Consider the following 22,317-nt stretch of genomic DNA (forward strand, 5'->3'; position numbering starts at 1 on the left):
GTCATGCTGTCGCAGCTCTCGATCCGCGATATCGTCCTGATCGAGGCGCTGGACATCGACTTCGACAAGGGCCTGTCCGTGCTGACGGGTGAAACCGGCGCAGGCAAATCCATCCTTTTGGACGCGCTTTCGATGGCGCTCGGCGCGCGCGGCGATGCCTCGCTGGTGCGGCACGGGGCGAGCCACGGTCAGGTGACGGCGCTGTTCGACCTGGCGCGCGGCCATCCGGTGCGCGCCCTGCTCGAGGAAAGCGGCATCGATGCCGATCCCGGCGAACCGGTGATCCTGCGCCGCGTCCAGTCCGACGACGGACGCACGCGCGGCTTCGTCAACGACCAGCCGGCGAGCGCCGGGTTGCTGAAGACGATCGGGCGCAGCCTGGTCGAGATCCACGGCCAGCATGACGACCGGGCGCTGGTCGATACATCCACCCACCGCACGCTGCTCGATGCCTTCGGCGGACTGAAGGCCGAGACCGGCCATGCCGGCGCGCTGTATCGCGCGTGGCGGGCGGCCGAACGCATGCTGGCCGAGCATCGCAAACGCGTCGAGGAGACGTCGCGCGAGGCCGACTACCTGCATTCGTCGCACGAGGAACTTGCCGCGCTGGCGCCGGAACCGGGCGAGGAAGAGGTGCTTGCCGAAAAGCGCGCGCAGATGATGCGGGCCGAAAAGATCGCCGGCGACCTCAACGAGGCGCATGACGTTCTGTCCGGGCAGGCGTCGCCGGTGCCGCATATCGCGAGCCTGCTGCGGCGCCTGGAGCGCAAGGCCGTGGAGGCGCCGGGCCTGCTCGAAGAGGTCAATGCCGCGCTCGGCCAGGCGCTCGATCATCTTGCCGATGCGCAAAGCCGCATCGAGGTCGCGGTCAACACCAGCGAATTCGATCCGCGTGAGCTGGAAACGATCGAGGAGCGGCTGTTCGCGCTCAGGGCCGCGTCGCGCAAATACAATGTCGCCGTCGACGATCTGCCGGCGCTGGCGGTGCAGTTCGCCGACCAGCTGGCCGAACTCGACGCCGGCGAAGCGCGGCTAGCCGAACTGGAGAACGCCGCCGCGGAAGCGCGCGCGCTTTACGACCGCGCGGCCGCGGCCTTGTCGGAAGCCCGGCAGACGGCGCGGGCCGATCTCGTCGGCGCGGTGATGGCGGAACTGCCGGACCTGAAACTCGAACGGGCCGAATTCATCGTCGAGATGGAGACCGATCCGGAGAAACGGTCGGAGGAGGGCATCGACCAGATCGAGTTCTGGGTGCGCACCAACCCCGGCACGCGCGCCGGGCCGATGATGAAGGTCGCTTCGGGCGGCGAGCTTTCGCGTTTCCTGCTGGCGCTGAAAGTGGCGCTTGCCGACCGCGGCTCGGCGCCGACGCTCGTCTTCGACGAGATCGACACCGGCGTCGGCGGCGCGGTGGCGGACGCCATCGGCGCGCGGTTGCGGCGGCTGTCGGAGACCGTGCAGGTGCTCTCCGTCACCCATGCGCCGCAGGTCGCCGCGCGGGCGGCGACGCATTACCTGATCGCCAAGGCGCCGTCGCATGGCGAGCAGGTGGTCACCTCGGTCGCCTGCATGGGCGCCGACGAGCGGCGCGAGGAAATCGCCCGCATGCTGGCCGGCGCGACGATCACCGACGAGGCGCGGGCCGCGGCGGCGCAACTTCTGAAGGCCGGCTGACGGCAGTCTTCGTGGATCGCGCCGAAATCGGTTTGCCTGCCGGGGGTTCGCCGCTAAATTCCGCTGAAAGAAGAGTCGGATAGGCGGCATGGCGGACAAAAAGCTTACACCTGTTGAGAAACTGAATCAGGAGGAAGCCGCCGCCGAACTCGAGCGGCTGGCCGCCGAGATCGCCGAGCACGACGCGCGCTATCACCGCGAGGACGCGCCGGTCATCTCGGACGCCGAATACGATGCGCTGAAGCAGCGCAACTTCGCCATCGAGCAACGGTTTCCCGATCTCAAACGCGCCGACTCGCCGAGCGAAAAGGTGGGCGCGGCGGTCTCGGAGAAATTCGAGAAGATCCGTCACCGCGTGCCGATGCTGTCGCTCGACAACGCGTTTTCGGACGAGGACGTGCGCGATTTCGCGGCCCGCGTGCGCCGCTTTCTGAAGCTCGGCGAGGACGCGCCGCTTCGCCTGACCGCCGAACCGAAGATCGACGGACTGTCGCTGTCGCTGCGCTACGAGGACGGCGAACTGGTCTATGCGGCGACGCGCGGCGACGGCACGACCGGCGAGAACGTCACCGCGAACGCGCGGACGATCTCCGACATTCCGAACAGGCTGAAGGGCGATCCGCCGGCGGTGATGGAGGTGCGCGGCGAGGTCTATATGACCAAGGCGGATTTCGCCGAACTGAACGCGCGCCAGGAGGCCGCCGGCAAGCCGACCTATGTCAATCCGCGCAACACGGCCGCCGGCTCGCTGCGCCAGCTCGATGCCTCGATCACCGCCGGCCGGGCGCTGAAATTCTTCGCCTATGCCTGGGGCGAGGTCTCCGAGATGCCGGCCGACACGCAGATGGGCATGGTCGAAGCCTTCCGGGAATTCGGCTTTGAAACCAATCCGTTGATGGCTGTCTTTGAAAGTGTTGAGAAACTGATTCAACACTACCACCGCATCGAGATGGAGCGCGCGGACCTCGCCTACGATATCGACGGCGTCGTCTACAAGGTCGACGACCTGACGCTGCAGGAGCGGCTCGGCTTCGTCTCGCGTAGCCCTCGCTGGGCGATCGCGCACAAGTTCCCGGCCGAAAAGGCGATGACGACGCTCAACGCCATCGACATCCAGGTCGGGCGCACCGGGGCGATCACGCCGGTGGCGCGGCTGGAGCCGGTGACGGTCGGCGGCGTCGTGGTCGAAAACGCGACGCTGCACAATGCCGAGGAGATCGAGCGGCTTGGTGTGATGATCGGCGACACGGTGATCGTGCAGCGCGCCGGCGACGTCATCCCGCAGATCCTCGGCTATGTGCCGGAGAAGCGGCCGAAGGACGCCGAGCCGTTCGAATTCCCGACGGTTTGTCCGTGTTCGCTGAAGACGCCGATCGTGCGCGAAGCCATCGCCAGCGGCGAGGAGAGCGTGGTGCGGCGCTGTTCGGGCGAATTCGCCTGTCCGTTCCAGCGCAAGGAGCACCTGAAGCATTTCGTGTCGCGGCGCGCCTTCGACATCGAGGGGCTCGGCGAAAAGCAGATCGAGTATTTCTTCGACGACGAAGGGGGGCTCGAGATCAGGACGCCGGCGCAGATCTTCACTTTGGCGAAACGCGACGAGACCGCTCTGACCAAGCTGAAGAACCGCGACGGCTATGGCGAGGTCTCGGCGCAGAAGCTGTTCGACGCCATCGAGGAACGGCGCACGATTCCGCTCGAACGGCTGATCTACGGCCTCGGCATCCGCCATGTCGGCGAATCCACCGCCAAGACGCTGGCTCGGGCCTATCTCGACTGGCCGTCCTTCGAGGAGGCGGCGCTGAAGATCGCCGATGGCGACGAGGCGGCACGCGAGGAGATGGACGCGCTCGACGATGTCGGCGACGCGGTGATCGATTCCATCGCGCGCTATTTCTCCGAGCCGCACAACCGCGACATGGTCGAGAAGCTGATCGGCGAACTGACCGTCGAGGAGGCCGAACGGCCGGCGACCGACACGGCGCTGTCCGGCAAGACCATCGTGTTCACCGGGGCACTGGAACGGATGTCGCGCGACGAGGCGAAGGCGTTGGCGGAACGCTTCGGCGCCAAGGCGGCGGGCTCGGTGTCGAAAAAGACCGACCTCGTCGTCGCCGGCCCGGGCGCTGGCTCCAAGCTCGCCAAGGCGCAGGAATTCGGCGTCGAAGTGATCGACGAGGACGAGTGGTTCCGACGGGTGGAGGGGCTGTGAGGGAGTAGGGGAGCGCGAGCCGTTGTGGCCGGTTTGTGGGGCGGGAACGGACTGGCGGCTTGTGGCGAGCCGAGCAACCGAAGCGGACATCCAATTATCTAACGCCCATAGCCGCTTCCGGCCCATAGCTTTCATGGAGCGGGCGGCCCGCCGCTGCAATGCAGATTCCTCGAAGTTGACATTCGCTGTAGGCTTGGGAGTCGCGTAGTGAACTTCATCAGTTCAACGCCTCGATGATGCGGCCAGCGATTTTCGGCTTGTCCAAGTAACCGATGATTCCGTGACGATTTTCTGTTTGGTTTCGCAAGGTGGCGATATTCTCGATCGCCGGATCGATGTCGAAATTGTCCGCATCGAGCGGATAGAGCGCCACAACGTCTCGATTGTCATAGCCGTTGAGCCACGCCTGGACGACGGCGGGGTGATGGAGCGGCTTGAGCGGCCGGCGGATGGCTCGGATACCGAGCGGCGATCCGAGGGTGACGAGTAACGGCACCTTTGGCGCCGTAAGTTCCCGTAGGATATAGTAGGCGACGACCGAACCAAGCGAATGGGCGATGATTACCGTCGGACGATCATCGATTTCCCTGCTGACGATACCGTTGATGATCCGACGTACCGCCGGGCTCGAATTGTAGACATAGACATCGCGGAGTGCGATCTGCAGTGCATCGGAGGTGATGCCGTCGCTATGGCTGTCGATTGCGCGGAAGATCGCTTGCACCCATTCCCAGTTGAGCGGCCCCTTCGGGCGCGGATTGTCTCCGTAGGCATCATCAACCTCAGCGTCGGTGACGCCAGCCTTAATTCGCAGGTCCTGCGCGACTTCGGCCTGGAATGCCAGGAAAGCGTCCTGCTCGGCCGTTCCGCGGGCCGTTACGTCCGCGGCGAGCGGCAGATCGAACTCGGCCGTCAGGCGGTCGAGCTCGTCTCCGTAGAACGGCAGCGCGATATTGAGATCGTCCGGAAGGGCCATCCCCGCAGCGCTAGCCCCCTCCTTGAGCGCCTTGATCCATTCTCTGCGGATGTCGGCAACATTGCGCCCGCCCTGCGCGCGGCCATGAACGAACAGGATTCGCCGTATCGGCTCCCCCCTTGCCTCATGGAACGCCAGCGCCGACATTGCGGCTGTCGCCCCGGCCATGAATTCGCGTCGTCCAATCATTGCGGAACGCCTCTCGGGGGTGTGTTGGCGACAATATCGGTGATGAGTTTGGCGGCTTCGTCGCCGTATGTGGTCCAGAGGCTGTCGAGCAACGCCGGCCGCGCGATGGCCATGATGCGCGACATCGCCACGCCGCGGACCCTCAGATATTCCCAGCCTTGGCGCATCAACGGAAACGGCGGCACCACGGGCACGCCATTCCGGCTGCGTCCGTCCGGATCGAGACGCCCGGCGAGCAGTCCGATGTCGAAGATCTCGGCGCCGAGCGAATCGAGTATGATATCGTGTACCGAGCGAACGCCGTCCTCCATGAAGCCGGTTGCGTAAGCGTAGGCGGCGAAGATGCCGAGGGTCGGATCGAATCCCTTGCCCATGCGGACCCGGCCGGCGAAGCTGCGCGCCGCCGCCTCCCGCTCCTCGCGCGATCCTTCAAAGACGAGCGCGCCCTGCCGCGTCGCTTCGGCCGCGAGCCCGCGCAGGAACGCCAACCGGTCGACCTCGTTCAGATATTCGAAGAAAAGATAGTTTGATTGCGCCGGATTGAAGCGCAGGTCGATGACGCCTTGTGGCCCGACTGTCACGTGTGTCCCGAAATCCTTCAGGATGGGAAGAACCGTCCCGCGACCATCCTCGAAGAGCACCGCCGCATGCGCAGCCCGCTGGCCATCGGGCATGTAGGCGCGCCAGTTGTCGGCGCCCGGCACTTCGGGCGCCCTGCCCGTATCGATCCCCCATGCCCCGACCTGTGCGACCTTGGCTCCGTAGACGACGAACCCGGTATCCTCCACTTCCACGTCCTTGCGCTGGAAATCGACCGACTGGAAGACGAGTTCGCCGGCCTTGCGTGCCGCCGGGGACATGTCACCGGTAACGACAAACAGCTCTCCCGCCGCCCTGGTACCGGTCACGATGTCCTGCACCGCCTTCTGCACCGCATCGGGCACGGCGATGTCCGACGGTTCGGGCCCTCTTGGCGGCGGAGCGGGACCGTCGTCCGCCACATGGAGCTGGCCGACGAATGTCGGGATGTCGGAGGTGATGCGCGCTTCGGGATATTGCGTCAACCGGATCGAATGGTCCTGCGCCCGCGCGCTGACTTCGCGAAACAGGAAGTCGCGCATTTTCCGGTTCGGAATCACGGTCACGCCATTGTCGAAGCGATAGACCATGTCGTCCGTGGGCCGGGTGAACGCCTTGAGGAAGGCGGCCGTGTAGATGCCTTCATGCTGCGGAACGCTCTCGCTGACGGGAAGTTCGTAGGAATCAGCACCGGGCCTCGTGCCGAAGAAGACGTCGACGTCGGTGCGGCGATCCGGCGTCCGCCCGGCGGGGAAGATCTTGCGTCCCGTCACCTGGCTGGTTCCGAGGTCGCTAGCGAGAGACCTGCAGGCATCCGATATCATGACGACGTTGGGAATGTTCGACTGGTAGGCAAGTTCGGTGCTTTCGAGCACCGATACGGCTTCCGCCGTGTCGTAAGGCGCGTTCGACAGCATCCAGATCTCGGTCGTGCCGCTCAGGAAGCCGTGCCCCGAGAAGTAAATGACGAGCTGGTCCAGACCGGCCGGATCGTCGACGAAACCGGCGACGGCATCGAAGAGATCCGAGCCTCTGACAGGACCACCGCTATCGGTGAACAGTCGCGTATCGAAACCTTCGCCGCGCAGAAAGGCAGACATTTCCTCGGCGCCTGAAACGGCAGCTCTGAGGTGAGGAAGATGCGGGTAGGAGTCGATGCCAATAACTACAGCCGCCCGCCGCAACCTGCTGATATCGAATGTGCCCTGCGCATGAAGGTGCCTAGTGGCAAGGCTTCCGAACAAGGTCATACCCCCCACCAATACGTGTCGCCGTCCTACGCGTTTCGATAGGTGACCCATGTCAATATTGCCAAGCCGTAATGCAGTCAAAATTAACTATACCACAATTGACTATGCTCGCCAACACAATAGATTTTCCGTTGACAGCAGACACAGTCTATTTTTCTGATGGTGGAATTTGGCTTGCTTTGAGTATTCATTCAGATATTGACCGGATGCGTTCAGGATATGGCGCATCATTTATATCGGGAGCTGCGCAAAGCATACGTCTTCTTTAATGGTACGCAAAGCCGCCGTTCGGCAACCATTTCCTCGCCGTCTGCCTCGGGCCGCGAATGCCCATTCAGCACGCTCCACACGCCGCCCAAGCGTTGGATAACCGCGTCCCCTCCCAATATCCCTTTCCCTTCGATCTCAACACCTTCCCCGCACCGCGCCCAAATTCTTGTCCACCGCCCGAAACCCGCTCCCATACTGCCCGCATGGACCGCGACACGGACAATTGGTGGGAACTCGCTGTCGCGCGCAACCGCGCGGCGCTGACGCCGATCGTCACGGTGCTGTTCCTCATGGCGGGGCTGGACGAGGGCGGGGCGGCGACGCTGCCGCGCCGGGTCTTTCGCCGCATCCTCAAGGTGCTGCGTCCGGCCGAAACGGCGCTGCGCCGCCTGATCATGATCGCGGCGCACGGCATCGCGGTGACGGTGCGCGCGCCGGCCGCGCCGAAATATGTGCCGTGGTGGGCCGTCAGGCGGCGCGCGCGGGCAAAGGCCGCGAAGGCCGCGCCTGCCGAAACCGGCCGGCGCGCGGCGCCGCCGCCGGTGGTCGCCGCGATGCGTCCGGGCGCAGCGAAACCGAGGCCGGTCCCGGCGCACGAGATCTGCCGCCGCTTCGGGCTCGCCTGGGCCGGGCCGTTGCCCGAACCGGAAACGTCCGCCGCCCGCGTCCCGGCCTTCCGGCTGTTCGATCCGCTGAAGCGGTTCGCGTTCGAACCGGAGCCTGCGCCCGCGCCGCCGGGGCGTTTCGATCCCGCGCCGGACAGCGAGATCGGCGCCAAGCGGATCTGCCGCCGTGTCGCGGCGCTGAAGGCCGCGCTCGACGACATCGGCGGCGAGGCGATCCGGCTTGCGCGCATGCGGGCGCGCGCAAACCAGGCGTGGCTGTCCGGCCGCCATGTCCGCGGTCTGCGCTCGTCGCCGGTGCGCGCCGGCTGGCCGCCCGGCTGGCGCAAGCGGCCGGTCCACGCGATCGACGACATCCTGCGCGAATGCGACACGCTGGCGCGCAATCTGCCGGCAAAAGATCCCGACACGTCGTGACCGCCGCGTATCCCGCGCCGGCCGCGCAACCCTTCTCCGCCCGCGCGGGGGAGGGCGGCCGCATGCGCGGGTGGGGCCCGCAAGCGTTATTTTTTGCGCGCGCGGGTGAATTTCATGGTGTGGCCGGCAATCGCGTCGGCCGCGCCGGTCCACGCATAGGCGAGCAGGGCCGGCTCGTGCAGCGAGGTGCGGATCGTGTGGGTCGTGCCGGCGGCGTTGAAGATCATCGATGGCGGGCGGAAGACGCCGAGATCGTTTTCGGAGACGGCGCCCGACAGGACGATATAGCTCTCGGTAATGCCGTCGTGGCGATGCGAGGGATAGACGCATCCCGGCGCGAACAGCACGAAACCCAGGACGAGTTCGGCGCAATCGACGAAGCCGCCGGGGCCGAGAATGTCGGCATAGGCATATTTGCGCGCCAGCGCGGCGGGCAGCTTCTCGTAGCCATATTCCCAGCGCAGCCGCGGCGCCAGCTTGGCGGTCGCGCGCACGAAGATCTCGGTCGGTTCGCGCACGCCATTGTCGAGGGCGCGGCCGAGATGCCGCGTGGCGGGCAGGCTTGCCGGCTCCGGCATGCGCGTCTGCGGCCCGGCTTTGAGGATCTTCGCCAGCCGCTCGCGAACCATGCGCATATGCGCGCGGATCGGGGCGCTGCCGCCGGTCGGCGCGTAGCGATAGGCGGTTTCGAACTCCCGCAGGAGATAGAACAGGTCGATATCGTCGGCGAGATGCGGCGCGGCCGGCATCTGGTCCTGGGTCGTCTGCATGGGGCCTCCTGAACCCAAAGAGTTGTCACGGTCACATTATTGCCCGTGACGCGTCAGTATCCTTGACCTATACCGCGTCGCGGAGCAAACCATCATGAACGCGAAACGGGAAATCGCCGACGGAATCAGATCGGCCATGCCGGTCATTTTCGCCGCGGCGCCGTTCGGCCTGCTGTTCGGCGCGCTCGCCATCGACAACGGTTTCAGCGTGTTCGAGGCGGTGCTGATGAGCGCGACCGTCTATGCCGGCGCCAGCCAGATGGTCGGGATCAACCTGTTCGGCGACCATATTGCGCCGTGGCTGATCGTCCTGTCGATCTTCGCGGTCAATTTCCGCCATGTGCTCTATTCCGCGGTCGTCGGCCGGCATGTCGGCCACTGGTCGAAGCTGCAGCGCTATTTCGGCTTCTTCTTCCTGATCGATCCGCAATTCGCCGAGGCAGAAAAGCGCGCGGAGGACGGCAAGACCGTAACCTTCCTCTGGTACATGAGCACCGCGACCGCGATCTATGCGTCATGGATTCTGGAAGGCTGGCTCGGCGCGGTCTTCGGCAAGCTGGTGGCCAACCCCGCCGATTACGGCGTCGATTTTCTGCTGCCGGTCTATTTCCTCGGCCTGGTGATGGGCTTTCGCAAGCGCCCCAGCTGGTTGCCGGTTGTGGCGGTCAGCGCAGTGGCCTCGATCGGCGCCTATGTTCTGGTCGGCTCGCCCTGGCATGTCTCGCTGGGTGCGCTCGCCGGCGTGCTGGCGGCGGCCGCAATCGGCGGCGAACCGGCGGAAGCGGCGGAGTAGGACATGGAACTCTCGACGACGACATGGATCATTCTGGCGGGCGCCTTCGCGACCTATCTGACGCGGATCGGCGGGCACCTGGTGCTGTCGCGTTTCAAGACGATCCATCCGCGCGTCAATGCGGGGCTGAACGCGGTTCCCGCCGCCGTCCTGACGACGCTGGTCGCGCCGGCGGCGGTGTTCACGGGGCCGGCGGAGACGGCGACGATCATCGTCGCCTTCGTCGCGGCCTTCTATCTGCCGATGATGGCCGTCTTCGTGCTGGGCTGGATCGCGGTCCTTGCCTTCAGAGCCCTCATCGGCTGAGTTCGGCCGTCATCTTCTCCAGCCATGCGAGCACGTTCCCGTCCTCGACCAGCGGCGAAACCTCCTCGCGCACGCGGGCGTGATAGGCGTTGAGCCAGTCGAGTTCGGCGTCGGCCAGCAGCGAGACGTCGATCAGGCGGCGGTCGATCGGGCACAGCGTCAGCGTCTCGAAGGAATGCATCGCGATCTCGCCGCCTTCCGGGACATCGACCGGGCGCACCAGAACGAGGTTCTCGATGCGGATGCCGTGCGATCCCGCCTTGTAGTAACCGGGCTCGTTGGAAACAATCATGCCGGGCAGCAGCGCCTGCATGCCGCGCCGGGAAATGTTTTGCGGCCCCTCATGGACGCCGAGGAAGGAGCCGACGCCATGGCCGGTGCCGTGGGCATAGTCGAGGCCGGCCTGCCAGAGCGCGTTGCGCGCCAGCACGTCGATGTCGACGCCGCGCGTGCCGGCCGGAAAACGCGCCACCGAAATCGCGATCATGCCCTTCAGCACCAGCGTGAAGTGGCGGCGGTATTCGTCCGTCGGTTTATCGATCGGGATGACGCGGGTGATGTCGGTGGTGCCGTCGTGATATTGCGCGCCGGAATCGACCAGCAGCAAATCGCCGGCATCGACCTTGCGGTTGGTCTTCTCCGTCACCCGGTAGTGGACGACGGCGCCGTTCGGGCCCGCGCCGCAGATCGTGTCGAAGGAAATCTCGGCCAGCGGCATGGAAAGACGCTCGCCGGTCTCGCGGCGGAATTCCTCCAGCGCGGTGACGACGGCGATCTCGTCGAGCGAGCCCGGCTGCTGCGCGTCGAGCCAGGCGAGAAAGGCGGCGAGGGCGGCGCCGTCGCGGCGCTGGGCGTTGCGGGCGCCCTGCTGCTCGGCGGCGTTCTTGCGCGCGCGGGGCAGGCGGACGGGATCCGCCTCTTCGACAAGGTGCGCGCCGGCTCCCGTCAATTCGTCGGCGATCCGGCGGGCGGTCAGCGTCGGGTCGATCATCACCTTCGTTCCGGCCTTCCCGAGTTCGCGCAATCCGTCGTCGAATTCGGACGGCGGGCGCAGGCCGGCGAGCTGGGTGAGATAGGCTTCGGTTTTGACCGGCAGCTTGCGATTGTCGATGAACAGCGTCGGCTCGCCTTTTACCGGCAGGATGGCGAAGGCCAGCGCCAGCGGCGTGTGGGCGACATCGGCGCCGCGAATGTTGAACAGCCAGCAGATCGAGGCCGGGTCGGTGACGACGAGTGCTTCTGCGCCCTTGTCGTCCACGGCGTCGGCGATGCGGCCGATCTTGTCGCGCGGCGTCTCGCCTGCGAATTCGAACGGATGGATGGCGACCGGCTCGAGCGGCGGGGGCGGCAGGTCGTTGCGGATGGCGTCGACGAGGTTGCGGTCGACGGCGACGAGTTCCGCCTTGTTGCCCGAGCAGGCCTTGGCAAGCCGTTTCGCATCGTCGACGGTGTGCAGCCAGGGATCGAAGCCGATGCGCATGCCGGTTTTGATGTTTTCGGCCAGCCACTCGTGCGGCGGGGTCGCCATCATGTCCTGCGGCGTGAAGACGGTCGGGTCGGTCTGCGAACGGACCTGCAGCGTGTAGCGGCCGTCCGTGAAGACATGCGCGGTCTCGGCGAGGATGATCGCACTGCCGGCGGACCCGGTGAAACCGGTCAGCCAGGCAAGGCGCTCGGCGCGCTCGGGAAGATATTCGTTCTGGTGCTCGTCGGCATGCGGGACGATAAAGGCGTCGAGCTTTTCTTCGCGCATGCGGGCGCGCAGCGCTGCGACCCGCGCCTTGCCTGCGGAGGGATCACTCTTTTCGGAAAATTGCTGGAACATGTGGGCGCCTTCGCTTCGCATTGTCGCGCGGACGTTATGCCGAGGCCCGGACCGGATCAATCCGGTGATTGGTGTTTGCTGTAGTGCACAAGTTTATTTCGCATATGCGAAATATGCATGGCTGCCCTGCCGCTTTGGGCGTGGTCATCGGCCGTGACCGCGCTCATATTCAAGTCACCGGCACGAGCCGGTTGTAATCAGGAGAATGAAAATGACCGTCAGATCGAACAAGAGCATGCTTCACAATGCTTTCGACGCAATGGTCAACGCCCGTGCCCGCCAGGTTTCCGCTTATGTCAACGGCGCATTGTTGATGCTCGACGATGACACGCTGAAATCGCATGGCTACGACCGTTCGGAACTGCGCCGCCGCCCGACGGCCTTCTATCCGTTCTAAAGAGTTTCTTTCCGCGTTAAGCAAAGGGCGGCCCTTGTGGCCGCCCTTTTGCGTTTCAGCCGCGGTCGAGATGTATGGTGACCCATTCGTCGCGCCAGATCGTGCGGCGGTGAAAGAGCCCCGCCGCGCGGAAGCCGGCGAGCACCATCTGGCGCTGCGTGGCGAGAATGCCCGACAGGACGACATCTCCGCCGGGCGAGAGTTCGGCGGCGATATCGGGTGCCATGCGCATCAGCGGGCGCGCCAGGATATTGGCGACGATCAGGTCGAACGGACCTTCCTCGAGGAAGGCGCGGTTCGAGAAGCCGGCCGCCGTCTCGAAACGGATCAGCCCGGCTTCGCCGTTCAGCCTCGCATTGGATTTGGCGACGCGGGTCGCGACAGGGTCGATGTCGGTCGCCAGCACCGGGCATTTGGCGAGCTTGGCAACCGCGATCGCCAGCACGCCGCTGCCGGTTCCCAGATCGAGCACGTTTTTCGGCCGGCGGGTGCGGATCAGCCGTTCCAGCATGACGAGGCATCCGGAGGTCGTGCCGTGATGACCGGTGCCGAAGGCCTGGCCGGCCTCGATTTCGATGGCGATGTCGTTGGCGCGCGCGGCGGCGCGGTCGTGGCGGCCATGGACGAGGAAACGTCCGGCGCGCACGGGCTTCAGCCCCTCCAGCGATTTCGCCACCCAGTCGATGTCCGGCAGGATCTCGCGGTCTATGCCGAGGCCGAAACCGTCGGATCCGAGGCAATCCGCCATGCGCGTCTCGATCGCCGCGATTTCATCGTCCTCGCCATCCGCGTAGAGCGAGACCTCGAATATCTGCGCCGGCTCGTCGATCTCCGTGTTGGCGAGCGCGTATCCGTCATCCTCGAATTCGCGCTCGAGGAGCTCGAAGATACGCTCCGCCTCGAGCTTTTCGGCGGAGAGATGGAGACGGGTTTGCGGCATGCTATGTGTCTTCCCTATCGGCCGTTTCGGCGCGTTTTCTCTTGCGGCCATCCGCCGTATCAGCTTGTTTCGGCGGTGCGAAGCTTAAAATCACGTCGCCTTCCTGTGCTTTCGTGTCCTTGCCGCTGCTCTCGAAGACCAGAGAACCGTCGGGCTTGCGCCAGAGGATGACGCGGGCATCCTCGTGCCGGCTGGCGATGTAGGCTTCGCGGCCGAACTCTTCGGTCAGCCGGGTGGACTGGAAGGTCCAGCCGCTGGCGTGGCGCCAGCGCAATTCGCGGAAATCGAGGCCGGGCTTGAACAATTGCCGTCCGCCGATGGTGAAATGCATGGCGCGGCGGTCGGACTGCTCGCGCATGCCGCCGATCTCGTAGACGTTGTTGCGGCCGATTTCCGGCCCGAAGTCGGAGCAGACAAGCGCGTTGTAGGCGTCGTTGTCGGTCGCCGCGATCAGCGCGTTGAAGCGTTCGACGTTGAGATTGTGGTGGGCGTGCTCGGACAGCGCTTCGCCGAAATAGGTTTCCAGCCCGGCCTGGCGCGCTTCTATGAGATGGTTCCAGTTGCCGTCGGCGATGGTGACCGGGATTTCCATGTCCTTCAGCTTGGAGGCTAGCGCGGTCGCCCAGCGCGAACCGCCGACGATCAGGATGCCGGGCTTGCCCGCCATGCGCAGGCCGAGAATGCGGGCGAGCGGCGCCAGGGTGAAGCCATGCAGGAGAATGGTGGCGACCACGACGGCGAAGGTGAAGGCGACCATGCGTTCGCCGTCCGCCGTGCCGGAGGCCGCGAGCAGTGAGCCGAACAGGCTGGCGACCGCGACGGCGACGATGCCGCGCGGCGCGATCCATGCGGCGAGCAGGCGTTCCTGCCATTTCAGGCCGGTGCCGATGGTGGCGACAAGGATCGCGACCGGCCGGATGACGAAGAGCAGCGCGATCACGAAACCGGCCGCCCGCCAGTCGAGGCTGCGGATCACCGGCCATTCGAGCGCCGCCGTCAACATGACGAACAGGCCGGAAACGAGCAGCACGGTGATCGTTTCCTTGAAGCGGCGGATCTCGCCGAGTGAGGCCATGCGTGAATTGGCCATCCGAATGCCCATGACCGTGACGGCCAGCAGGCCCGATTCCTCGAGGAACAGGTTGGAGGCGGCAAAGACAGCGAGCACGGATGCGAAGAGCACCGGGACCTTCAGATATTCCGGCACATGGCCGCGAATGAAGGCCCAGATCAGCAATTGCGCCATGCCGAGGCCGGCCAGGAGCGCGAACAGAAAGGCAAGGACGATGTTGAACGCCAGTCCGTGTGCGGCGTGGCCGCCCTGAAAGACGAGGAAGATCTCGAAGGAGACAACTGCGAAGAGGGCGCCGATCGGATCGTTGACGATCGCCTCCCAGCGCAGCAGCGATGCCGGGCGCGGATTCAGCTTCGCCGAGCGCAGCAACGGCATGATGACTGTCGGTCCGGTGACAACGAGGATGGCGCCGAGAATGATCGCCACGGCCCATGACAGGCCGCCGACATAGTGGCCGGCCAGTGCCGCGCCAAGCCATGTCAGCGGACCGCCCAGAAGGACGATCCGGCGCACCGCCCTGGAGGTTTCGCGGATTTCGCGGAAATTGAGCGTCAGCCCGCCCTCGAACAGGATGATCGCCACGGCGAGGCCGATGGCGGGCTGATAGACCTTGCCGAAATCCTCGGCCGGCTGGATGAAGCCGGTGACGGGGCCGGCAACGAAACCGGCGGCCAGCAGAAGAACGATGGCCGGCAGGCGCAAGCGCCAGGCAAGCCACTGGGCGGCAATGCCCGCGGCGCCGACGAAGGCCAGTTTGACCGCTATGTTTTCCATGACCGCCCGGCGTTGTTGAACAATTCGCCGGTCATATTGCGTTTAGCGCCGCTGCGGCAAGGGCGCGGCGGGCAGAACCGGTCAGGTGGCGGCGAGATCGCGCAGTTTCTGGATCGCGCTGTCGGAGTCTTCGCCGAATGCGATTGTCTTGCGGAACCGGCCCTTGCTGTCGAGCAGCAGGATCGAGGCGGTGTGGTCCATCGTGTAATCGCCATCGCCGGTGTCGATGCGCTTGAAATAAATGTTGAAGCCGCGCGCCATGGTGCGCACCGCCTCGGGATCGCCGGTGATGCCGCGCACGCGGTCGGTCACGTTGCCGAGATAGTTGCCGAGCACCTCGGGCGTATCGCGCTCGGGATCGATCGATACGAAATAGGCCTTGATGTTTTCGCCGTCCTTGCCGAGCGCCTCGAACCAGTTGCCAAGTTCGTAAAGCGTGGTGGGGCAAATCTCGGGGCAATGGGTGAAGCCGAAGAACACCACGGTCGGGTGGCCGCGAAAGGCCTGTTCCGTGATCGGCTGTCCGTCCTGATCGGTCAGGTTAAAGGCCACGCCGTAAGGTTTTTCGGAGTTCACGGCGGACTGGTTGTAGATCTCGTATCCGAGCCAGGCACCGGCCGCGACCAGCACGACGATCAGGGCAGCGAAAATCGCGCGCATTATGCACCTCTTTGTGTTTGCGGCCTTTATCTAGCAATCCGGGGGTGTGATTTCATCCGGTCAAATTGGCGCGGCGGCGCGAATTACATGCACCAGGCCAGTCCCGCCTGCAGAAGCGACCAGAACAGCGTGTCGCCATGGGCGAACCAGCCGGCGAAACCGGCAAGGCCGATCACCGCGACGCCAGCGGTGAGCGCCACCCCCAGGCGGATATTGTCCGTGCGCGATTCGCGCGGTCTGTCGGTGCGGGTGGTCATTCGTTCGCTCATGCCGGATTTTTAGCGGATTTCACCGCACAAACCAATCCAGGGATGCGAATCGGCGCGGGACAGTTGCGCCCTATTGACCTGCGTCAATGTGCGCGGGCATGTGCGGACACACATTAAAGTTTCGGACGAGGGAGGAGAGACCATGGCCGAAGAGAACAGAACAGCGGGCGCAACGCCGCGTCCGCCCGCCATGCCGCAAGTGAACAGGATCGGTTTCGCGGATCTCGCCGAGGTCTTGCGAAAAGGCTTGGCGGATTTCGCTAGCGCACCGCTGTTCGGATTGTTTTTCGGCGGCGTCTATGCGGCGGGCGGCATCATCATCGCCTTGTCGCTGACGGTCTGGGACATTCCGTGGATGATCTATCCGGTGGCGATCGGCTTCCCGCTGATTGGACCGTTCATCGCCGTCGGGCTTTACGAGGTCAGCCGCCGGCTGCAGGCCGGCAAACCGCTGGTGTGGAGCGAAATTCTCGGTGTCGTCTGGCTGCAGCGCCAGCGTGAACTCGCCTGGATGGCCTTCGTGATGCTGTTCGTGTTCTGGGTCTGGATGTATCAGGTGCGCCTGCTGGTCGCGATCATCCTGCAACACTCGTCCTTCTCGACCCTCGACCGGTTTGTCCATGTCGTCTTCACCACGCCGCAGGGCTGGATCTTCCTTGCCATTGGCCATGTCGTCGGGGCGGTTCTGGCGCTGGCCCTGTTTTCGATCACGGTGATCTCGATCCCGCTGCTGCTCGACCGCGAGGCCGACTTCGTGACCGCGATGATCACCAGCGTGAAGACCGTGACGTCCAATCCCGCGCCGATGGTCGCGTGGGGGATTTTTGTTACGCTGGCGGTGATCGTCTCTTCGGTTCCGCTGTTTCTCGGACTCGTGGTGGCGTTGCCGGTGCTGGGGCATGCGACGTGGCACCTGTACCGGAAGGCGGTGTCCCCGGCATAAGCGCGGCTGCGGTTCCGGAGGCGAAAGGACGCATCCGTTCTGCGAGTTCCAGCGTGCGTGCGTTGATCGAAAACAGGCCGCAGACGACGGGGCAGTCGTCGATCGTCTTGCGTGCGAGCAATTCCATGCCGAGATCGAAGAGTTTCGTCAGTTCGAAAATGCGCTCCTCTGTCACGGTGATGAAGTGGGTGATGCCGTTGCGGCGGGCATAATCGACATTGGCCAGCGTCAGTTCGAGCGAGGCGAGGCCCAGTCCGGCGGGCAGGCGGTCCTGTGCAACGTCATGATCGACACAGTAGCGCGACAGTTCCCAGATCGTCGGCGAGCGAAAGTTGCAGGCGTCGGGCACCAGACCGTCGAAGGCGAGGTCGAGCAGCGTGGTCTGGGTGGTCGGGATGAGCCGAATGCCGGCATTGACCGCTCCGTCGGGATCGAGCGAGAGAGCGTAGGTGCAGGGCAGGTCGTCGAGCGGATCGCGCTCCTGGTCGCCTTCGACCGGGACGTTCCAGCCCATCCGGTCGTGAAAGACCTTCTTGCGAAGGCGGAAGTATTCGGCGACAGCACGCGCATGCCTGGCGCGCTCATGCATTTCGACGTGAATGATCATCGCAATCTCCGACGGGGAAAACCGGAGGTTGTTTTATCGCGGCGCCGGGCTATTTACAACTTGTGATCGAATCTTGTGAACATGCGCAACTCTAGCGCGCGAGCAATGGCCGCGGCCTTGTTGGAGACGCGGAGCTTGCTCTTGGCGCTCTGGACATGGGCGACCACCGTCCAGCGGGATATTCCGATTATGTCGGCGGTCTGCTGGTCGGTCTTGCCGAGGGAACCCCAGTAAAGGACTTCGATCTCGCGGTCGGTCAGGTTCACCTTCGGCGGTTCGGTCCTGAGGAAGCGCTCGGTGACGGCAAGTGCCAGAATGTGCGCCTGTTCGCGGCATTTCGTCAGGGTGGCCGAGGTTTCGTCGGCGTCGCCGGTGACATCGATGTCGGTGGCGAAGGTGATGACGGCATTGATATTCGGGCCGACATGCACGGGAATACCGATCGTATAAAGGCCGATTCCGTGCGCCATCGCGTCGGCGGCTAATTCCGCAAGTTCGGCGGTATCAGGGTGGTTGTGGTCGAAGATCACCGCGCCAACGGATGAGAGTCCCTTGGTGATGGCCGGATCGATCCGCGAATAGTCCTTGTCGGTGTATTTGCGCAGCCATGCGGCGGGATAGGTGGACACGACGATCCGCGACAACAGTCCGGTCTCTCCCATCTGCGCCCAGAAGGAAACATAGTTGCTGCCGGTGACGTCGCGGGCAGTCTTCAGCGTTTCGAGAAGCGCCGGCGGAAAATCGGGATCCGCCGCGGTAATCTCGAAATCCGGTGCAACCAAAACGCGAAACAAAGTCTGCCGAGCCTCCCCGTATCCCCATAAGCCATTGCGCGGTTCGAGCAGTGCGCGTCTCTAGATCTATGACAAAAACGCATAGAATTGTAGTGCATTTTCGCATGAATAAAGAAAAGTTGCCGCGCGTAATCGGATTCGTCTGTCTTTGACGCAACCTTTTTACGGCTTTGGTCTTGTGGGAGTGTAGAAAGCCGGGCCAGCCGGTCGTCTTTCCCGTCCTAACAGGTTGCGCATGCGATTTTCAGCGATCATCAACCCAGGTGCCTCCACGGTCCGGACCGCCGACCGCGACGGGCTGCGGGAAAAGATTTCCGCGCAGTTTACGGAAAACGGCCATTCGATCTCGGTCGTGTTCGTCGAGGGACGCCGGATGGAGGAGGCGCTGGCGGCGGCCAGGGACGCGCCCGATACGGAGGCAATTCTCGCGGGCGGCGGCGACGGCACGATTTCGGCGGCGGCGGGCATGCTGCAGGGCACGGGAAAGGCGCTCGCCGTCCTGCCCGGCGGCAACATGAACCTCTATGCGCGCTCGCTCGGTATTCCGCTCGATCTCGGCGCGGCGATCGCCGCGCTGGCGAGAGGCCGACCGGCCGCCGCCGATATCGCCTTTGCCAACGAACGGGCGTTCATCCACGAATTTTCGCTCGGGCTGCATCCGGAAATGATCGAGGCGCGCGACCGGCAAAGATACGGATCGCGGCTCGGCAAGCTCGTCGGCGGACTGCGTTCGCTGTCGCGGACGATCCTGCGCCCGCCACGGGTGCGCGTGTGGCTCGATGACGGCAGTGGCCAGGAAAGGGCGATCGCGACGGCGGCGCTGGCGATTTCGAACAACCGGTTCGGGGAAGGTCATCTGCCCTATACCGACCGCATCGACGGTGGCGAACTCGGCGTCTACATCGCCCATACGATCCGGCCGGCGGAACTCGCGGCCATCGCGGCACGGATTTCCACCGGCACTTGGGCGGAGATGCCGCAAATGGAGATTTTCACCGCTGGATCCGTCCGGCTGACGCGCCGGCGCCCGATGAAGGCGGCGATCGACGGCGAGCTGGTCAAGATGCGCGGCCCGGTCGATATTCGCATCGCGCCGGGCGCCCTGACCGTGATCGTGCCGCGCGAACAGGATGCCATGCGCGGGCAGTGACCCCGGTCTTCGGACCGTTCAGTACTTGCGCGGCACGTAGAGTTCCGGCGGCAGGACGGCGCGTTCGTATTCCGGATTGAACACGCGCTCGGGCAGTTCGACCTCCTCGTGGGGAACCGGTCCGTAGGGGATCAGATTGAGCAGGTGATCGATGCAGTTGAGACGGGCGCGCTTCTTGTCGTTGCCCTCGACGATGTACCAGGGGGCCTCCGGGATGTTGGTGCGGGCGAACATCTCTTCCTTTGCCTTGGTGTAGTCCTCCCAGCGCACGCGCGACTGCAGGTCCATCGGCGAGAGTTTCCACTGTTTCATCGGATCGTGGATGCGCATGAGGAACCGCATCTGCTGTTCCTCGTCGGTGATCGAGAACCAGTATTTGACGAGGCGCACGCCGTCGCGCACCAGCATGCGCTCGAATTCAGGCACGTCGCGGAAGAACTGCTCGACCTGGTCGGGCGAGGCGAAGTCCATGACGCGCTCGACACCTGCGCGGTTGTACCAGGAGCGGTCGAACAGCACGATCTCGCCGGCGGCGGGCAAATGCGGGATGTAGCGCTGAAAATACCATTGCGTCTTTTCGCGATCGGTCGGGGCGGGCAGCGCGACGACGCGGCAGATGCGTGGGTTGAGGCGCTGGGTGATGCGCTTGATGACGCCGCCCTTGCCGGCTGAATCGCGGCCCTCGAACAGGACGACGATGCGTTCGCCGGTGTGGGCGACCCAGTCCTGCAGCTTGATCAGTTCGGATTGCAGACGGATCAGTTCGCGGAAATAGGTCTGGCGTTCGATCGTTTCGGGATGCGCCTTGTTGTAGATCTTGCGCAGTTCCAGCGACAGCGCCGGCTCGGACAGTTCGAGTTCGAAATCCTCGTCGAGCGTATCGGCAAGTTCCGCCTCGAGCCAGTCCTGCACGTCGTTCGGTTTGTCGCTGTCCGCCATGATGATTCCCCTGATTATCCATCGCAGCATAGACCGGTTGCCGCGATTTCCTTCCTTGATCTTTGTCATTGAAGCTTTTGTGACAGACGGGTTTTCCGGCGCAAACCGCTGACATGAAAAAGGCGGGCCGAAGCCCGCCTTTTCTCCTCCTCCAAGGAACGCCTGCTCGCGCGGCGATCTGGTTCCACGCTCGCCGTCAGGCGGCGAACTGGTTCATCGTGTTGTCCTTGCCGGATGCCTTCAGGGCAGCCTCGCCGGCGAAGTACTCCTTGTGGTCGTCGCCGATGTCGGAGCCGGCCATGTTCTGGTGCTTGACGCAGGCGATGCCCTGGCGGATTTCGGCGCGCTGGACGTTCTTGACGTAGCCGAGCATGCCCTGGTCGCCAAAGTACTCGCGGGCCAGGTTGTCGGTCGACAGGGCAGCCGTGTGGTAGGTCGGCAGGGTGATGAGGTGGTGGAAGATGCCGGCCTCGCGGGCGGCGTCGGACTGGAAGGTGCGGATGCGTTCGTCGGCCTCGGCGGCCAGTTCCGACCCGTCATAGGCGGCGCTCATCAGCGTCTCGCGGTCATAGGCGGAAACGTCCTTGCCCTCGGCTTCCCAGTCATCGAAGACCTGCTGGCGGAAGTTCAGCGTCCAGTTGAAGGACGGCGAGTTGTTGTAGACCAGCTTGGCGTTCGGGATGACTTCGCGGATGCGGTTCATCATGCCGCCGATCTGGCCGATATGCGGCTTCTCGGTCTCGATCCAGATCAGGTCGGCGCCGTTCTGCAGCGAGGTGATCGAGTCGAGCACGCAACGGTCCTCGCCAGTGCCCTTGCGGAACTGGAACAGGTTGGAGGGCAGGCGCTTCGGACGCATCAGCTTGCCGTCGCGCTTGATGACGACGTCGTTGGGACCGAGTTCCTCGGCGGTGACCTCCTCGCAGTCGAGGTAGGAATTGTACTGGTCGCCGAGGTCGCCCGGCTCCTTGGAGAAGGCGATCTGCTTGGTCAGGCCTGCGCCGAGCGAGTCGGTGCGGGTGACGACGACACCGTCTTCGACGCCAAGTTCGAGGAAGGCGTAGCGGCAGGCGCGGACCTTGGCGAGGAAGTCTTCATGCGGGACCGTGACCTTGCCGTCCTGGTGGCCGCACTGCTTCTCGTCCGAAACTTGGTTCTCGATCTGCAGGGCGCAGGCGCCGGCCTCGATCATCTTCTTGGCGAGCAGGTAGGTGGCTTCCGCGTTGCCGAAACCGGCGTCGATGTCAGCGATGATCGGCACGACATGGGTCTCGTAATTGTCGATCTTGTGCTGGATCTCGCGTTCCTTGTTGGCGTCGCCGGCTTCGCGGGCGGCATCGAACTCGCGGAACAGCTGGTTCAGTTCGCGCGCATCTGCCTGGCGCAGGAAGGTGTAAAGCTCCTCGATCAGCGCGGGAACGGAGGTCTTCTCGTGCATCGACTGGTCCGGCAGCGGGCCGAACTCGGAGCGCAGCGCGGCGACCATCCAGCCCGAGAGATAGAGGTAGCGGCGCTTGGTGGAGCCGAAATGCTTCTTGATGGAGATCATCTTCTGCTGGCCGATGAAGCCATGCCAGCAACCGAGCGACTGGGTGTAGTTGGCCGGGTCCTGATCGTAGGCGGCCATGTCCTCGCGCATGATCTTCGCGGTGTAACGGGCGATGTCGAGGCCGGTCTTGAAGCGGTTCATCGTCTGCATGCGGGCGACGGCTTCCGCGTCGATGGCGTCCCAGGTGCCATTGTGGCTCTTGATGAGGTCGCGGGCCGACTGGATATCCTGCGAGTAAGACATGAGAGAGGTCCTCGTTTCGTCAGTTTGTAAAGATTTGTCACGACGAAGAGGATGCATAGGCGCGCCGACCCGCCGTGACAGCGGTTTTCGGAGCCG

At 64.4% G+C, this 22,317-nt stretch carries 20 protein-coding genes; 8 read left to right on the forward strand and 12 right to left on the reverse strand.

Annotated features, from left to right (window positions below; all coding sequences use genetic code 11):
- The first annotated feature begins 3 nt into the window (after positions 1-3).
- Complete coding sequence (recN, locus tag IG169_RS12340; protein WP_193176512.1) at positions 4-1,674, forward strand: DNA repair protein RecN; 1,671 nt, start codon at positions 4-6, stop codon at positions 1,672-1,674.
- An 88-nt stretch (positions 1,675-1,762) separates the two neighbouring features.
- Positions 1,763-3,883, forward strand: coding sequence for an NAD-dependent DNA ligase LigA (gene ligA / locus IG169_RS12345; RefSeq protein WP_193176513.1), 2,121 nt, complete (start codon positions 1,763-1,765; stop codon positions 3,881-3,883).
- Between the two features lie 217 nt (positions 3,884-4,100).
- Here ligA and IG169_RS12350 read toward each other — a convergent pair whose 3' ends face one another.
- The gene (locus IG169_RS12350; protein WP_193176514.1) at positions 4,101-5,006 is read right to left on the reverse strand and encodes a lipase family protein; all 906 of its coding nucleotides are present in this window, start codon (positions 5,004-5,006) and stop codon (positions 4,101-4,103) included.
- A gap of 38 nt (positions 5,007-5,044) precedes the next feature.
- A complete protein-coding gene (locus tag IG169_RS12355; protein ID WP_343225645.1) occupies positions 5,045-6,928 on the reverse strand; it encodes a caspase family protein in 1,884 nt (627 codons plus the stop codon).
- A 422-nt stretch (positions 6,929-7,350) separates the two neighbouring features.
- On the opposite strand from IG169_RS12355, the gene IG169_RS12360 reads away from it, so the two are divergent.
- Complete coding sequence (locus IG169_RS12360) at positions 7,351-8,187, forward strand: hypothetical protein (RefSeq protein ID WP_193176516.1); 837 nt, start codon at positions 7,351-7,353, stop codon at positions 8,185-8,187.
- An 86-nt stretch (positions 8,188-8,273) separates the two neighbouring features.
- On the opposite strand, the gene IG169_RS12365 is transcribed toward IG169_RS12360, so the two are convergent.
- Positions 8,274-8,957 (reverse strand): dimethylsulfonioproprionate lyase family protein, encoded by a 684-nt coding sequence (locus tag IG169_RS12365; protein ID WP_210325981.1) that lies wholly within the window; start codon positions 8,955-8,957, stop codon positions 8,274-8,276.
- A gap of 94 nt (positions 8,958-9,051) precedes the next feature.
- On the opposite strand from IG169_RS12365, the gene IG169_RS12370 reads away from it, so the two are divergent.
- Together IG169_RS12370 and IG169_RS12375 are read left to right on the forward strand one after the other, a co-directional pair.
- On the forward strand, positions 9,052-9,750 hold the full coding sequence (locus IG169_RS12370; RefSeq protein ID WP_193176517.1) for an AzlC family ABC transporter permease: 699 nt from the start codon (positions 9,052-9,054) through the stop codon (positions 9,748-9,750).
- Between the two features lie 3 nt (positions 9,751-9,753).
- The gene (locus tag IG169_RS12375; protein WP_193176518.1) at positions 9,754-10,056 is read left to right on the forward strand and encodes an AzlD family protein; all 303 of its coding nucleotides are present in this window, start codon (positions 9,754-9,756) and stop codon (positions 10,054-10,056) included.
- Here the strand turns inward: IG169_RS12375 and IG169_RS12380 are convergent.
- Positions 10,046-11,881, reverse strand: coding sequence for an aminopeptidase P family protein (locus IG169_RS12380; protein WP_193176519.1), 1,836 nt, complete (start codon positions 11,879-11,881; stop codon positions 10,046-10,048). The genes IG169_RS12375 and IG169_RS12380 overlap by 11 nt on opposite strands.
- A 211-nt stretch (positions 11,882-12,092) precedes the next feature.
- On the opposite strand from IG169_RS12380, the gene IG169_RS12385 reads away from it, so the two are divergent.
- A complete protein-coding gene (locus tag IG169_RS12385) occupies positions 12,093-12,278 on the forward strand; it encodes a hypothetical protein (RefSeq protein ID WP_193176520.1) in 186 nt (61 codons plus the stop codon).
- A gap of 55 nt (positions 12,279-12,333) precedes the next feature.
- Here the strand turns inward: IG169_RS12385 and IG169_RS12390 are convergent, their stop codons facing one another.
- From IG169_RS12390 to IG169_RS12405, 4 genes are all read right to left on the reverse strand, one after another.
- Positions 12,334-13,218 (reverse strand): 50S ribosomal protein L11 methyltransferase, encoded by an 885-nt coding sequence (locus IG169_RS12390; protein ID WP_193176521.1) that lies wholly within the window; start codon positions 13,216-13,218, stop codon positions 12,334-12,336.
- 1 nt (position 13,219) lies between these two features.
- Positions 13,220-15,067 carry a cation:proton antiporter gene (locus IG169_RS12395; RefSeq protein ID WP_193176522.1) on the reverse strand — a complete coding sequence of 616 codons (1,848 nt, stop codon included), beginning with the start codon at positions 15,065-15,067 and terminating at the stop codon, positions 13,220-13,222.
- 81 nt (positions 15,068-15,148) lie between these two features.
- Positions 15,149-15,730 carry an SCO family protein gene (locus IG169_RS12400; RefSeq protein WP_193176600.1) on the reverse strand — a complete coding sequence of 194 codons (582 nt, stop codon included), beginning with the start codon at positions 15,728-15,730 and terminating at the stop codon, positions 15,149-15,151.
- 80 nt (positions 15,731-15,810) lie between these two features.
- Positions 15,811-15,984, reverse strand: a complete 174-nt coding sequence (locus IG169_RS12405; protein WP_193176523.1) for a hypothetical protein — start codon at positions 15,982-15,984, stop codon at positions 15,811-15,813.
- Positions 15,985-16,138: 154 nt separating this feature from the next.
- Here IG169_RS12405 and IG169_RS12410 point away from each other — a divergent pair, with 154 nt between their 5' ends.
- On the forward strand, positions 16,139-16,939 hold the full coding sequence (locus IG169_RS12410; protein WP_193176524.1) for a DUF2189 domain-containing protein: 801 nt from the start codon (positions 16,139-16,141) through the stop codon (positions 16,937-16,939).
- On the opposite strand, the gene IG169_RS12415 is transcribed toward IG169_RS12410, so the two are convergent.
- On the reverse strand, positions 16,824-17,546 hold the full coding sequence (locus IG169_RS12415; protein ID WP_193176525.1) for an acyl-homoserine-lactone synthase: 723 nt from the start codon (positions 17,544-17,546) through the stop codon (positions 16,824-16,826). The genes IG169_RS12410 and IG169_RS12415 overlap by 116 nt on opposite strands.
- 53 nt (positions 17,547-17,599) lie before the next feature.
- Positions 17,600-18,340, reverse strand: a complete 741-nt coding sequence (locus tag IG169_RS12420; RefSeq protein ID WP_193176526.1) for a helix-turn-helix transcriptional regulator — start codon at positions 18,338-18,340, stop codon at positions 17,600-17,602.
- 235 nt (positions 18,341-18,575) lie between these two features.
- Here IG169_RS12420 and IG169_RS12425 point away from each other — a divergent pair, with 235 nt between their 5' ends.
- Entirely contained in the window at positions 18,576-19,490 is a 915-nt protein-coding gene (locus IG169_RS12425; RefSeq protein WP_193176527.1) for a diacylglycerol/lipid kinase family protein, read from the forward strand.
- Between the two features lie 18 nt (positions 19,491-19,508).
- On the opposite strand, the gene ppk2 is transcribed toward IG169_RS12425, so the two are convergent.
- Together ppk2 and IG169_RS12435 are read right to left on the reverse strand one after the other, a co-directional pair.
- A complete protein-coding gene (ppk2, locus tag IG169_RS12430) occupies positions 19,509-20,429 on the reverse strand; it encodes a polyphosphate kinase 2 (protein ID WP_193176528.1) in 921 nt (306 codons plus the stop codon).
- A 196-nt stretch (positions 20,430-20,625) separates the two neighbouring features.
- Positions 20,626-22,221, reverse strand: a complete 1,596-nt coding sequence (locus IG169_RS12435; RefSeq protein ID WP_193176529.1) for an isocitrate lyase — start codon at positions 22,219-22,221, stop codon at positions 20,626-20,628.
- Between the last annotated feature and the right edge of the window lie 96 nt (positions 22,222-22,317).

Source organism: Oricola nitratireducens (assembly GCF_014904745.1).
GTDB lineage: Bacteria > Pseudomonadota > Alphaproteobacteria > Rhizobiales > Rhizobiaceae > Oricola > Oricola nitratireducens.

What these genes read in the sequence shown, in the direction of transcription:
- recN (WP_193176512.1), top strand. Translation starts at nt 4, where the DNA reads ATGCTGTCGCAGCTCTCGATCCGCGATATCGTCCTGATCGAGGCGCTG.
- ligA (WP_193176513.1), top strand. Translation starts at nt 1,763, where the DNA reads ATGGCGGACAAAAAGCTTACACCTGTTGAGAAACTGAATCAGGAGGAA.
- IG169_RS12350 (WP_193176514.1), bottom strand. Translation starts at nt 5,006, where the DNA reads ATGTCGGCGCTGGCGTTCCATGAGGCAAGGGGGGAGCCGATACGGCGA.
- IG169_RS12355 (WP_343225645.1), bottom strand. Translation starts at nt 6,928, where the DNA reads ATGGGTCACCTATCGAAACGCGTAGGACGGCGACACGTATTGGTGGGG.
- IG169_RS12360 (WP_193176516.1), top strand. Translation starts at nt 7,351, where the DNA reads ATGGACCGCGACACGGACAATTGGTGGGAACTCGCTGTCGCGCGCAAC.
- IG169_RS12365 (WP_210325981.1), bottom strand. Translation starts at nt 8,957, where the DNA reads ATGCAGACGACCCAGGACCAGATGCCGGCCGCGCCGCATCTCGCCGAC.
- IG169_RS12370 (WP_193176517.1), top strand. Translation starts at nt 9,052, where the DNA reads ATGAACGCGAAACGGGAAATCGCCGACGGAATCAGATCGGCCATGCCG.
- IG169_RS12375 (WP_193176518.1), top strand. Translation starts at nt 9,754, where the DNA reads ATGGAACTCTCGACGACGACATGGATCATTCTGGCGGGCGCCTTCGCG.
- IG169_RS12380 (WP_193176519.1), bottom strand. Translation starts at nt 11,881, where the DNA reads ATGTTCCAGCAATTTTCCGAAAAGAGTGATCCCTCCGCAGGCAAGGCG.
- IG169_RS12385 (WP_193176520.1), top strand. Translation starts at nt 12,093, where the DNA reads ATGACCGTCAGATCGAACAAGAGCATGCTTCACAATGCTTTCGACGCA.
- IG169_RS12390 (WP_193176521.1), bottom strand. Translation starts at nt 13,218, where the DNA reads ATGCCGCAAACCCGTCTCCATCTCTCCGCCGAAAAGCTCGAGGCGGAG.
- IG169_RS12395 (WP_193176522.1), bottom strand. Translation starts at nt 15,067, where the DNA reads ATGGAAAACATAGCGGTCAAACTGGCCTTCGTCGGCGCCGCGGGCATT.
- IG169_RS12405 (WP_193176523.1), bottom strand. Translation starts at nt 15,984, where the DNA reads ATGACCACCCGCACCGACAGACCGCGCGAATCGCGCACGGACAATATC.
- IG169_RS12410 (WP_193176524.1), top strand. Translation starts at nt 16,139, where the DNA reads ATGGCCGAAGAGAACAGAACAGCGGGCGCAACGCCGCGTCCGCCCGCC.
- IG169_RS12415 (WP_193176525.1), bottom strand. Translation starts at nt 17,546, where the DNA reads ATGATCATTCACGTCGAAATGCATGAGCGCGCCAGGCATGCGCGTGCT.
- IG169_RS12425 (WP_193176527.1), top strand. Translation starts at nt 18,576, where the DNA reads ATGCGATTTTCAGCGATCATCAACCCAGGTGCCTCCACGGTCCGGACC.
- ppk2 (WP_193176528.1), bottom strand. Translation starts at nt 20,429, where the DNA reads ATGGCGGACAGCGACAAACCGAACGACGTGCAGGACTGGCTCGAGGCG.
- IG169_RS12435 (WP_193176529.1), bottom strand. Translation starts at nt 22,221, where the DNA reads ATGTCTTACTCGCAGGATATCCAGTCGGCCCGCGACCTCATCAAGAGC.